Annotated in this window: 11 protein-coding genes and 1 CRISPR repeat array; of the genes, 5 read left to right on the forward strand and 6 right to left on the reverse strand. The window is 34.7% G+C overall.

The genetic code is table 11. From position 1 onward, the window contains the following. The first annotated feature begins 111 nt into the window (after positions 1 to 111). The 4 genes from cas9 to csn2 all read left to right on the forward strand — a co-directional run bounded on the left by cas9 (position 112) and on the right by csn2 (position 6,207). Positions 112 to 4,152, forward strand: a complete 4,041-nt coding sequence (gene cas9, locus EKM63_RS05255) for a type II CRISPR RNA-guided endonuclease Cas9 (protein ID WP_125704447.1) — start codon at positions 112 to 114, stop codon at positions 4,150 to 4,152. Positions 4,153 to 4,314: 162 nt separating this feature from the next. Beyond that, complete coding sequence (cas1, locus tag EKM63_RS05260; RefSeq protein ID WP_125704449.1) at positions 4,315 to 5,190, forward strand: type II CRISPR-associated endonuclease Cas1; 876 nt, start codon at positions 4,315 to 4,317, stop codon at positions 5,188 to 5,190. Between the two features lie 4 nt (positions 5,191 to 5,194). Next, positions 5,195 to 5,500, forward strand: a complete 306-nt coding sequence (gene cas2 / locus EKM63_RS05265) for a CRISPR-associated endonuclease Cas2 (protein WP_125704451.1) — start codon at positions 5,195 to 5,197, stop codon at positions 5,498 to 5,500. Beyond that, positions 5,497 to 6,207, forward strand: a complete 711-nt coding sequence (gene csn2 / locus EKM63_RS05270; protein WP_125704453.1) for a type II-A CRISPR-associated protein Csn2 — start codon at positions 5,497 to 5,499, stop codon at positions 6,205 to 6,207. The genes cas2 and csn2 overlap by 4 nt, the downstream gene beginning before the upstream one ends. 19 nt (positions 6,208 to 6,226) lie before the next feature. After that, positions 6,227 to 6,856: a CRISPR direct-repeat array (repeat unit 36 nt; unit sequence GTTTTAGATTTAAGTCATCTCAATTACTTAAGAACC). A 125-nt stretch (positions 6,857 to 6,981) separates the two neighbouring features. Here the strand turns inward: csn2 and EKM63_RS05275 are convergent. The 6 genes from EKM63_RS05275 to EKM63_RS05300 all read right to left on the reverse strand — a co-directional run bounded on the left by EKM63_RS05275 (position 6,982) and on the right by EKM63_RS05300 (position 12,416). Further along, positions 6,982 to 8,088: an NADH-dependent flavin oxidoreductase gene (locus EKM63_RS05275; RefSeq protein ID WP_125704455.1), complete on the reverse strand. Its 1,107-nt coding sequence runs from the start codon at positions 8,086 to 8,088 to the stop codon at positions 6,982 to 6,984. 87 nt (positions 8,089 to 8,175) lie between these two features. After that, a complete protein-coding gene (locus EKM63_RS05280) occupies positions 8,176 to 8,547 on the reverse strand; it encodes a MarR family winged helix-turn-helix transcriptional regulator (RefSeq protein WP_125704457.1) in 372 nt (123 codons plus the stop codon). A 164-nt stretch (positions 8,548 to 8,711) separates the two neighbouring features. After that, positions 8,712 to 9,437 (reverse strand): ABC transporter permease, encoded by a 726-nt coding sequence (locus tag EKM63_RS05285; protein ID WP_125704459.1) that lies wholly within the window; start codon positions 9,435 to 9,437, stop codon positions 8,712 to 8,714. Continuing rightward, positions 9,434 to 10,288, reverse strand: a complete 855-nt coding sequence (locus EKM63_RS05290) for an ABC transporter ATP-binding protein (protein WP_125704461.1) — start codon at positions 10,286 to 10,288, stop codon at positions 9,434 to 9,436. Before EKM63_RS05290 ends, EKM63_RS05285 begins: the two co-directional genes overlap by 4 nt. A gap of 99 nt (positions 10,289 to 10,387) precedes the next feature. After that, on the reverse strand, positions 10,388 to 11,383 hold the full coding sequence (locus tag EKM63_RS05295; RefSeq protein WP_125704463.1) for a LytTR family transcriptional regulator DNA-binding domain-containing protein: 996 nt from the start codon (positions 11,381 to 11,383) through the stop codon (positions 10,388 to 10,390). 202 nt (positions 11,384 to 11,585) lie between these two features. Continuing rightward, on the reverse strand, positions 11,586 to 12,416 hold the full coding sequence (locus EKM63_RS05300; RefSeq protein WP_125704465.1) for an alpha/beta fold hydrolase: 831 nt from the start codon (positions 12,414 to 12,416) through the stop codon (positions 11,586 to 11,588). 199 nt (positions 12,417 to 12,615) lie between these two features. Between EKM63_RS05300 and EKM63_RS05305 the strand changes: the two genes are divergently transcribed. Beyond that, positions 12,616 to 12,981: a hypothetical protein gene (locus EKM63_RS05305; RefSeq protein ID WP_125704467.1), complete on the forward strand. Its 366-nt coding sequence runs from the start codon at positions 12,616 to 12,618 to the stop codon at positions 12,979 to 12,981. The last annotated feature ends 80 nt before the right edge of the window (positions 12,982 to 13,061 follow it).

The raw sequence follows: 13,061 nt of genomic DNA on the forward strand, positions 1-13,061 counted from the left end.
TTATAAAACTGTGAATTAGTTCTATGAACGCTTACACAGCAACAAATGTTTAGGTATTAACTGAAGCTCGTGATAAAGTTAACTTGACTGTAATTTTAAGGAGAATCAACTATGACTAAAAGAGAAAATGATTACAATATTGGATTAGATATTGGTACCACCTCTGTTGGTTGGGCAGTTACTGACAACAACTATAATTTACTGAATATAAAAAAACAAAATCTCTGGGGAGTCCGACTATTTAAGCAAGCGGAAACTGCAGCTGATACTAGACTACAACGTTCAATGAGACGTAGATATCGCCGCAGAAGAAACCGTTTGAACTGGTTAGATGAAATTTTTGCTCCGGAGCTTAAGAAAACAGATTCGTCGTTTCTTCTTAGGATGAAAAATTCTTGGGTTTCCAAAAAAGATAAAACTAGAAGTCGTGATCCATTTAATTTATTTATTGACCCTAGTTTCAATGATATTGACTACTTTAACCAATACCCAACAATTTTCCATTTACGAAAGGAGCTAATTGAAAATCCCGAAAAGAAGGATATTAGATTAGTTTATTTAGCCATACATAATATTTTGAAATATCGTGGTAACTTCACATTTGAGAATCAAAAGTTTGATGTTTCAAAAATGGATGAAGACTTTGCCATAACACTTAAACAATTTGTAGAATCATTATCAGATTTCGGCATAGAAGTTGCAGAAGGCACAGATTATAAAGCCCTGGGCGAAAAACTACTACAAAACAATCGAACTCCAAGTAAGAAAGTTGACGACGCCCTGTTAATTATTAACCCTTCTAAAGAGCAAAAACAGCCAGTAAAAAATATGTTGAGCTTGTTAGTTGGGAATACTGGAAATCTGGTAAAACTATTCGATCTAGAAACAAGTGAAAAAGTCACAATTAACCTATCATCTAAATCTATTGAAGACTCATTTACAGATATTGATGAATTTATTGATGACAATCAAAAAATAATCTTAGAATCTGCAAACATTATCTACAGCTCGATCGTTCTAAAAGGATTCTTAGGAAATTCAAAATATCTCAGTCAAGCAAAGGTACAAAGTTATCTTGATCATAAAGATGATTTGAAGAAATTAAAAGATATGTGGATGGCAACAGATGATCCCAAACTGGTCAAGAAGTCACGTCAACAATATGATCAATACGTGAATGCTAAATATGATGATTTCTACAAAGATATCACCAAATTCCTAAAAAAAGCTCAACCAGAAGAATTAGCAAATGAAGCTTTAGAAAAAATAGAATTGCATACTTATCTTCCAAAACAAAGAAGTCGTGATAATGCTGTTATTCCATATCAATTGAATGAGAATGAATTAATTGCAATCTTGGACAATCAGCAAAAATATTATCCTTTTCTAGCTGAGAATAGGGATAAGATTCTATCACTGATCAACTTCCGTATACCTTACTACGTTGGACCTCTACAAACAGAAGAAAAAAGCCGTTTTGCATGGATGGAAAGAAAAGCTGATGGTCCAATCCGTCCATGGAATTTCACAGAAAAAGTGGATTTAGAAAAATCATCTGATAAATTTATCAAGCGAATGACAGCAACCGATACCTATTTGATAGGTGAACCAGTTTTGCCAAAGCAAAGTATGATTTATCAACGTTACGAAGTTCTCAGTGAATTAAATAATACTCGTGTAATTGAAGCTGGAGAACGACCACAATCACTAGATGTTGATGTAAAGCAAAGAATTTACAATGAGTTGTTTAGAACTAGGAAAACTGTTTCTGTGAAAGCACTTAAAGATTGGCTGGTAAAGAACAGTATTTATCAAGCACCAATTATCCAAGGCTTGGCAGACAAAACCAAATACCTATCCAGCCTGTCTACATTTAACGACTTCAAAAAATTATTCGGTGAAGACTACGTTGCTGATCCCAAAAACTTGCCACAATTAGAGGAACTAGCAGAATGGTTGACAGTCTTTGAAGATAAAAAAGTTTTGAAAATGAAGTTACAGAATTCTAACTATAACTACTCTAATGATCTAATCAATAAAATCGCATCTATGCGATTCCAAGGTTGGGGCAAGCTCTCAAAAAGATTACTTACTCAATTCAGAACAGAGACTCAGTTGGCTGATATTCCGGAAAAGAATAATTTCACCATTCTTGAATTAATGTGGTCAACACAACTGAATTTCATGCAATTGATTCGGAATGACAAATATACTTTTGAATCACAAATAAACGACTACAACGTTGGTTCAAATAATGATAAGTCTCCGATTGAAATGGTAAATGAACTTCATGGATCACCAGCTTTAAAACGTGGAATTAGTCAGTCATTGAGTGTGGTAAAGGATATCGTTAAATTCATGGGACACGATCCTAACCGAATTTATTTAGAATTCACACGTAGTGACGAAGCCAGCAAGATTACCCAATCTAGATATTCCAGAATCAATAATCGCTACAAGGAAATATCTAACGCTGTAAAGACTCTACCTTCAGAGTTCCAAGCAATTAAAGGATTGCAAACGGAACTTGAAGAACACAAAAATGAGCTTGGCAATGAGCGATTGATGTTGTATTTCCTACAAATGGGAAGAGGAATGTACAGTAATCAACCTATTGATATCAGCCAGATTCATACAGCTAAATATCATGTCGATCATATCTTGCCTCAATCGTTCATCAAAGACGACTCTCTAGAAAACAAAGCATTAGTGTTAGCAGAAGAAAATGAAAGAAAAATCGATTCACTGTTACTGGATCCAGTAATTATTCGTCGAAATAAGAATTTTTGGGATAGCCTGAAGGAACAAAACCTGATGGGATTGAAGAAATATTCTAATTTAAATAGAACTTCAATCTCAGATAACCAGATGAAAGGATTTATTAATCGTCAATTAGTTCAAACATCTCAAATGGTAAAAAACGTTACTAACATTTTGAATGAAACTTATAAAGATACTGAATGTATCGAGACTCGTGCCGGATTATCAAGTGAATTTAGAAAAGCTTTCAGTAATCTCGACAAAGAAAATTTCAAATATCAATATCCTGAATTCGTTAAGAATAGAAATGTTAATGACTTTCATCATGCTCAGGATGCCTATTTAGCTTGTATTGTTGGACAGTACAAGATTAAAAAATACATCAAGAACAAATCAGAAGTAGTTTATGGACAATACTCCGCCTTTCTTGAAAATCTGAAGAAAGATACACGAAAGAAAAACGGTAAAATGCCAAGATATGTCCAAAATGGATTTATTATTGGATCCATGTTCGATGGCAAAACTCAAGTTGATGATAATGGTGAAATAATTTGGGATCAAACTATTAAAGACAACATCCGTAAAGCATTTAATTACAAGCAATATCACGTTGTTCGCCAGACGTACACAAAACATGGAGTGTTATTTAATCAAACAATTTGGAATCCTAAAAAGAGTGATAAATTGATACCACTTAAGAAGGATTTAGACCCTTCAATTTATGGTGGTTACAACAACGATGTAACTGCTTATTCAGTACTGCTTGATATTGATGGCAAGAAAAAGCTTGCTAACATCCCTGTTCGTATAGCTAATCAAATCAATGACAAGCAAGTTAATCTGGAAGAATGGATCAAGTCAAACGTTAAATACAAAAAAACTCTATCCATAATTATGGAGAGAGTTCCGGTTAATCAGCATATTTATAGTGAGAGTAAGGGACACTTGTTGTTACCTTCAGCAACCGAGCTAATAAATAATACTCAACTTTACTTGGACGGCAAAACGGTTGCACTGTTAACAATTCTTGAGAAGAATAGTCCTGATAAGTTTGAAGATATTATGAGTAATTACCCTCAAAATACTCTGTCAGATATTTTCTCGACCCTTATTAAGAAGATGGAGAAATTCTATCCGTTCTACCAGGGTGAGAGAGAAAAACTTGTTGATAACTTTGATTCATTCAAAGATTTAAATCTTGCTGATCAAGTTAATATCCTCCAACAAATTTTAATCGTGCTTAAAGCAAATGCTAGTAACGGAAATATTACGCTTGGATCGTTTTCAAATAAAAGATTTGGAAGAAAGCCTAATGGTAACGAATTATCAAATGTCGACTTCATTTACGAGTCTCCAACAGGACTATTTACAACCAAAAAACATATAGATTAATCCTAAAAAGAGCAAAAAAAATAGGCCCCTGTGGGCCTAACCTAAAAAGGTTAATTAACATAAATGTTGATTTTAATTCTTTAAGTCATCTCAACTACTTAAGGACACTACTAATATATATGATTGCTAGTAATTTTACAAGCAATATCTGGAGGGGCACTTATGGGCTGGAGAACTGTTTATATCGCTTCAAAATCAAAATTATCTTATAAATCAAATCATTTATTGATTCAGACTAATACTGAAACAAAGCAAATGTCTTTAAACCAAATTGATTCAGTGGTAATTAGCACCACCCAAGCTGTTATTACAGGTTATCTCGTAGCTAAACTGGTTGAAAAGGACATTAAAGTAATTTTCTGTTCAGAAAACCATAATCCTTGCGCAGAACTTTGCGGATACAACAGCAACAATAACCGAAATAAAAATATAGATATGCAGATATCTTGGTCATTGCCATCTAAGGAAAACTTATGGATGGACATTGTTACGAATAAAATGAGAAATCAAATTGATCTACTAAAACTAAATAATAGTAAGACTGAAGATTTAGAAGAAGAACTATCCAGCGTAGTTGAAAATGATCAATCAAATCGTGAGGCAGTCATTGCCAGAAAATATTTTCAACGTTTATTCGGTGAGGATTACACTCGTGGAACAGAAAGCAATATTACCGCGATGTTGAATTATGGATACACTATTTTGCTATCAACAGTGAACCAAGAGATTGTGGCACAGGGTTATCTGACACAACTTGGAATTCATCATCATAGTTTGATCAATGATTTCAACCTTTCTAGTGATTTAATGGAACCCTTCCGCCAATTTATTGACTTAAAAGTGATTGAAAAGAAAGATTTTGAATTCAATGAATACACTAAATTCGAACTTATTGACGTATTAAATAAAGAAATCAAATATGCTGGAAAAACTTATCACTTAAGAAATGCAATCACAAAACACGTTCATGACTGTTTAGAATTTTTAAACGGCGAAAGAGACTCCATCCATAGTGTGGTGATGCCAAATGAGGTATAGAGTTATGAGACTTATTGTAATGTTTGATCTGCCGACACTTACATCCAGCGACCGTCGGAATTATCGACAATTTAGAAAATATCTGATTAACGATGGATTTATTATGATGCAGGAATCAATATATACTTGTATTCTAATTGACAGACAATCCGCGGATCTACTCGAAAAAAAGATATCTCTTTACGCTCCCAAGAAAGGTCTGATTCAGACAATGATCGTAACTGAAAAACAATATACTGCTATCAATTTCATCACGGGTAAAAGTAAAGATGACATCGACGACAAATTTGAAAGGTTGACTGTCATATGAATGAAAACCTATCAGTTACAATTTTCCCGTATGATCCATTTAAACTTGATAGTGGTTTAAACATCATTAACTTTCAAAACCAAGATGAATACTCAAAGAATATCTTTAACTTTTATCAATTAAAGGAAAAGATTAGATTGTTGGATGATCCTGATCAATTTATACATTTCTATATCGACGATCAAATGCAAACCAGTACTCAAAAGGAAATGGATTTTGTTGGGTCTCTTCAAACTTACAATATAAACTCCATGCCAAACTTGAAACTTGTTTACGATCACATTGATAAAAATTCAAAAGTCGAATATAAAGACGAGTTTGAAAAAATAAACCTGAAGTTAAATGAGTTGGTTTTTGACTCTAGTTGCCCCTTTGATGGACCATTTGATTTTGATAATATGTCGACATTTGAAAGTATGTTGAAATTCAAATTATTAAAGTTTGATGTGGGTAATTGGCAAAACTACTATGATAAAATGTTATCAGTAATCAGTTTTTACAAGGACTTTACAGATAAGAAATTACTAATTTTTCATGATTTACACAAACTACTAAATCTAGAACAGGTGAATGAAATGAACAATTATCTTAAAACCACCGAATTATCTATTGTTAGTTTCGAATCATTTGATATGTCTACTAAAATTGAAGGTCTTAATTGCAAGGTTTTCTCAATTGATAGTGATCATGTCAGATTCGATTATTAGCAAAATTTAATTTAGGACGGTTTTAGATTTAAGTCATCTCAATTACTTAAGAACCGAGAAATCAGCCACTAATAATGTCACTAAAGTTTTAGATTTAAGTCATCTCAATTACTTAAGAACCCATGTAAACTATCGTGACGTCTAATTCTTCGTTTTAGATTTAAGTCATCTCAATTACTTAAGAACCAGTGTGAGCCGTTCATCGTCGCTGTGACAAGTTTTAGATTTAAGTCATCTCAATTACTTAAGAACCAACATTAGACGCCCCAGGTCAATACACTAAGTTTTAGATTTAAGTCATCTCAATTACTTAAGAACCGAACTTGTCTATGTCCCGACTCCACAAATGGTTTTAGATTTAAGTCATCTCAATTACTTAAGAACCTGAAGGTAATTATACTCAATCAAACGTAAAGTTTTAGATTTAAGTCATCTCAATTACTTAAGAACCTGCCTTCAAATTGGAATCTTGTAGTAAAGCGTTTTAGATTTAAGTCATCTCAATTACTTAAGAACCGGTTGAATCTTCAATAGCACAAATCTGACGGTTTTAGATTTAAGTCATCTCAATTACTTAAGAACCCAGGCAACATACACATGTCTAAGACAGTGGGTTTTAGATTTAAGTCATCTCAATTACTTAAGAACCTAAATACAATGAGTCTATTTTGACTGACAAGTTTTAGTTTTAAGTCATCTAACCACCTTAGAACTACATTCAGCAAAAAAGGATCCGCCCCAAAACAGGCGAATCCTTTTTAAAATTCTAAACATCTAGTCAACCAATCGATCTGGCATCTTGCCTTCCAAGAAGCTCCAAGTACCATTTGATATCATCAAGACATCTTGGTCAACTCGTGACAAGCTCTTATTGATCAAGTCTTCATGGCCTGTCATCACTTTTTCTGTCCAATGTGGATCGAGTAACAATGAACGTCCAACTCCAACTAAATCGGTATTTTCCAATACTTCTTCAGCATCAGCTTTTGTTCTGACATCCCCAATTCCAATAATTGGCATACGTCCGGCAACTTGATCCTTAATATAAGCAAGAATTGGCTTGTCTTTGTAATCATCACTTACTGAAACTCGCTTATAGTCGCCCATTGAAATGTGTAGATAATCTAATGGCTTGTCTGTCAATTTATCGACTAAATACATTGTGTCCGACATGCGAATTCCAGGATTTTCATATTCCTCTGGTGACAATCGGTAGCCAACGACAAAGTTTTTTACTCCGGATTCTTTAACTACTCCAGTTACACCATCTACTAATTTATCGATAAAATGGTAACGTTTCTCAAGGCTACCACCCCACTCGTCATCACGTCTGTTTGAATGTGGTGAGAAAAATTGTTGGATGATATATGTATTTGCACCGTGTAACTCAATTCCATCAAATCCTGCTTCAATTGCTCTCTTTGTGGCTTTCTTGAAGTTCTCGATCAACTCGTTTACTTCGGCAGATTCCATTGCACGTGGAGTTTCAGTGTTTGGACGTTCAGCAGCAACCGCACTTGCAGAAACTGGTTGAACACCATGCAAAACGCCTGAGTCAGTCATACGACCAGCGTGAAAAATTTGCAAAATAGCACGTGTTCCATTTTTCTTAATTGCTGCAGCAAGCTTTTCTAATCCTGGCAAAAATTTATCGTCAGCGACACTAAGCTCGCCATCCCAGCCTTTTCCATCATCTTGAACATTAGCAGCGCCTGTTATAACGGCACCAACTTCACCAGAATGTAGTGAATAATAATTGATCTCGTCATTAGTAACTACACCATCATAAAAACTCATTTTAGTTGTCATAGGTGGCATCACGATGCGGTTCTTCAAAGTAAGTCCACTCTTAAATGTTAATGTTTCATCTAATTTAGTCATATCAATTCTCCTAAAAAGCTTCTTTTCTTTTATTAGTTGCATGCACATGCATATACTATTACAAAAAAATAAAAGTGCAACCCTCAATTACAAATTTTCTTTAATAATTGGTTCAATGTTTGGAAGTGTACTCTTTAAAACATCCTCACCAACCTTAGTTAGATGGATATATACACCACGTTTGTCATCTTCACAGGTCGTACGCTCAATTGCTCCACACTCTGGTCTTTCAAGTCTGACAACAAGTCGTGACATGGCACTTTGACTCAATCCGACTTGAGCTTGGAGTTCCTGTAAACGCAGCTTTTCGTCATCTTTCAAGCCTAAAAAGTACAAGGCATAGAACTCATTCAATGATAATTTATGTGCTTGAATAGCCAATTGTTCGTCCAATTTATCTTCGATCAAACGACGTTTCTTGTTGAAATCAAGCCATCTGTTCACTTCAGCATTCTTCATCCAAAAACCTCCTCCCGCATTGATGCTTCGATAGTACATTATCACTCAAATAATTTTCCAGTCAAATTATTTATACAAAAAAATCCCTCATAGCGGTCGGATGAGATTACATTATTCCATCTGACAACCATAAAGGGATTATCGTAAACTATACTTTTTTTGTTCTATTCATAGTCAAGCCCGTGCTTAGAGTACGCGTAAACGAATACAACTAAGCATATGATGAACCAGCTGACCATAACAACGATATTTTTAACATCAAAATTATATTTTCCGCTCGTCAGCATCTTCGATATAAATTCTGTGATTACCCCAGAATACGTATAAGACATAATATGAGCTAAACTCTTATTTGCTGCCTGAAAAACTGGTGTAAATGTGAGCAGTACGATGAATGGCATACTTATATTACTTGATTGCATCTGACTCTTAGAATAAATACCAATAACATAACCTAATAAGAGACTGATCAGCCCACCCAAAGTAGTGAATAATAAATATGGCCCCCAGCTTATTTTACTGATTGAGATGCTGCTGATAGGAACTAAAATTATATTAACAACAACTATCAAAATTATTGATGGTAATAGACTACCAATCAAGAATTCCATTCCATTGACAGAAGACGTCATCAATACCCTTAGAGTATTCTTTTCTTTTTCCTCAGATAATGGGTAACTTCCCATCATGATTCCTCCCAAAATTACGTTGAAAAGAACCCCAAAACCTAACAAGTACGCTCCAGTAAAACCAGTGTCTGGCATTACTAATTTCATGATCAAAACGTATCCTATTGCCATTAATGGCGCTACCATAATTGACATATTAGTGAAGATTGACTGTGTTTTTAATTTAAAAATTGCATTGATTTTTCTTATTGATAAATTCATACTAATTCCCTCCCAGTTACTTCTAAGAAGACTTCTTCTAAAGTTGGCTCACAGGAATGAATCGTTAGCAGATCGTTTTGACCCATCCATTGATCAATTTTTTCAGCAGTTTCAATTGATTGCGGCAATATCATTTCTTCATTATTACGTAATAATACTTTATAACGTTTATTTTTGTCATATCGCAAACAAATATCCTTAGGGCTTCCTGCTTCAACAATCTTTCCATCATTTAACAAAGCTAAGTTATCGCAAAGTTTGGCAGCTTCTTCCATATTGTGAGTAGTTAAAAATATAGCTGTGCCTTTGTTCTTCAATTCAATCAGTAGCTTATGAATCTGCATGGACGTACTAGGATCCAGTCCACTAGTTGGTTCATCAAGGAACAATACCTTTGGCTCATGCAAAATTGCTCTTGCCAACACTAAACGTTGACGCATTCCTTGAGATAACTTTTTAGCCTTTTTCTTTCTATCTTTATACAATCCAACTCTCTTTAAGATTTCATTGATGCGCTTTTTATCAATATTTAAAATTGATGCAAAGATTTCCAAATTACTATAAACTGACAGTTTTTCATAAATCCCACTATTGTGTGTCACTATACCTATTTGTTCATAGATACTCTCGTTTATCTTATTAACCGAACGCCCTAATACCATCGCATCCCCTGAAGTCTGTTCCAGCTGTCCAGTTAATATTTTAATAGTAGTCGTTTTTCCAGCTCCAGATGGTCCCAAGAATCCAAAAATTTCACCTTGTTTAATGGAAAAGCTTAAATCCTTAAGTGCCAACTGTTCTCTAAAATGTTTAGAGATATGGTCAACCTTAATTACCTCTGTTTGTGTCATTACTTTCTCCTTTAATTGATTACAAAATCCATCTTAGAAAAAAGTAGTGAGAATGTCGTAAAATTTCCACGAGTTGTGCGCTCGAAGTGTTGAATTGTGCTAGTTTTCTATAAGTTTCCTCAATTCATCTAATCTAGTGCGGGACAGTGGCAATTTCTCCTTAGACTTACCTTTCAAAATCAAAGTATAGCTGTTGCGAGAATAACTGATCAACTCCGAAATACGCTGCAAATTGACCAGATAGGAACGGTGGCAACGATAAAACCCAAAATGATTCAGCTTTTCTTCGAGATCATTCATTGTCAAAGCTGATGGAAAGTACTCATTACCGATCCTAATATTACTAACGCCATTGACGCTTTCAATAAAATCAATCTCATCAGGGCTGAAGAAAACTGTCTTATCAGCGATATTGCAGGCAACTTTAAAGACACGCTTGGGCATAAATGATGCCTCGGAATCATCATCACTAACATCAACATTCTGCTTCAAGTCAGTTTTTTCTAAGCCAACGTTTTGATTATACCGATAAACCGTATCACTTAAGATAATCAATTCTTCAGTATAATACGAAGTGCATAACACCGTTATACCGTTCGATCTAACGTAATCTAGTGCTTTTAGATACAATTCAATTCCATCATTAGTCAAGTTTCTTAGAGGACTTTCAATCAAAATTAACTTGGGAGAAAACATAAACATTCTAAATAAGTTGATACGCTCTCTTTGATTGGCAGTTAAATGCTTTATTTTGGTTTTCCAAACATCTTCAAGTGAAAAATGTGTCTTCAATTTGTCCAAGTCGTCAGTTTTTCCGACAATCGTTTGAAAAAATTTCAAATAAGCTTTAACAGTTAAGCTGTCATATAGTCCGTCCTCAATTATTTCAGACAGAATCGTATTAGTATTATCGGCGACGATGTGACCACTAGTAGGAACCATCTTGCCAGTTATCAATTTAAAAAGAACCAAGCTTTCCTTATGGGTCATTTTTATACCAATTTTAGATCCAGAGGCTACCTCTAAATCGATATTCTTCAAAATAACTTGTCCGCCATCTTGCTTCATTACTTTCTCTAACGATACTAACGACATATTTTCCACTTTCTAACATTTATTCTAGTTATTAAATTATGGCACAAACTTAAACTACAAGCGACGTTGATTATGATGACTGAGATAGTTTCAATTGTAAAAAAGTTAAAACATCGGTATTTATTAACAACCAATACAATTTTTTGGTGTTGAACAAAAAAATCCATCATCCCCAAAAGGGATAACAGATTCATCAGTAAAATTAATTTTCTTTAGCTTTGGTAACAATATCATTGAATGAGAAGATTTCGTTAGCGATTTTTTCAGGTTGTTCTAACATTGCTGCATGTCCGGCACCTTCAATATCACGAATCTTAACATCTGGAACTCGTTCCAAACTGGCTTTGGCATCTTTGATACCATCTTCGCCAAGAATTTGATCCTCTGTTCCGTATAACAACAAGGCTGGCTTAGGAAGTGCACGCAATCGTTTGTTCATTGACTTTTCTTCCAAGTATGCTGGAGCAATTTTCTGCAACTGCTTTGAAGTTTTACGTTCTACTTGTTTAGATGCTTCTTGAACGACTTTAGGATTACTCAATGTTGATGTATCAAATCCTTTGGCAAAATACAATTTAGCTTTGACTTGAGAACTTGCCATCATTCCACCTAGACGTGTTGTCATAGTGTTGATATAAGCGTATTTCTCGTTGGCTGGTGTATTCAACATAACGACATCTTTAACTGAAATATCATGCATTTCTGTCATTTGTGTGACGATCAAGCCACCGATTCCGTAACCGAATAAAGTTACATCCTTAACGATTCTAAGTTTTGCGATAGCTTCCCAAACTGCCCAGGCTTCGCTATCCATTTGATAATTTTCATCTTTAGCTGGATCTGACTTGCCGTGTCCCAACAAATCAACAGCTACAACTGTAAATCTTTTTTCTAGGAATGGAGTTATCTCATCGAAGTACTCTAGAGAAGCATCGATTCCATGAACTAGAACGATAATTTCTTTGTCGCTAGCAAGATCACCAGTAACTTTGACGTTTACTTCACCATTTGATGTAAAAAGTTTTTGTTCCAAATTATTTTCCTCTTTTTTAAAAGACTTTGTATCAATTTTAATATACTTTGGAGATTTTCTAAACCGTTTAATTGCTATGAAGCTAATTTAAGCGAAATATAACTCCAATGTTTGTAATCTATTTTTAAGTTCCATTTATTATTTTATAACTAATATTGGTCTCAGCATACAAGATATGCGACAAGGAGGATTCACATTTATGAAGAAATCAAGAAAAGCATTACTTATCTCAACAGTCGCCGTTTTGGCATTGGCACCAGCCGCAACACTAGCAGTCGGATCATCAACAGCCAATGCCGCAGTTGCCAACGAACCTGCTCGAAAGGCTCCCGCAAAGCAACCCGCAAAACAACAGACTCCAGCACCTAAAGCACCGTCAAAAAATAATGCACCTGCTCCAGAAAAAGTATCAACACCAGCTCCCGCACAGCCTGTTAAGGCTACTACACCAGCACCTGCTAAACAACCACAGCCTGCAAAACAAGGACAGGTTAAACAACAAGTCCCTGCTCATACACAGCCTGCTAACAATCAACCAGCGCCCAAAGATGGCTTGGCTAGATAATTTTTATTAAATAATAAATCGTACCTTAGGATAATTAATTCCTAAGGTATTTTTTTGACGAAAATACGAAAAATAGACAT

The organism is Companilactobacillus mishanensis, assembly GCF_003946505.1.
GTDB lineage: Bacteria > Bacillota > Bacilli > Lactobacillales > Lactobacillaceae > Companilactobacillus > Companilactobacillus mishanensis.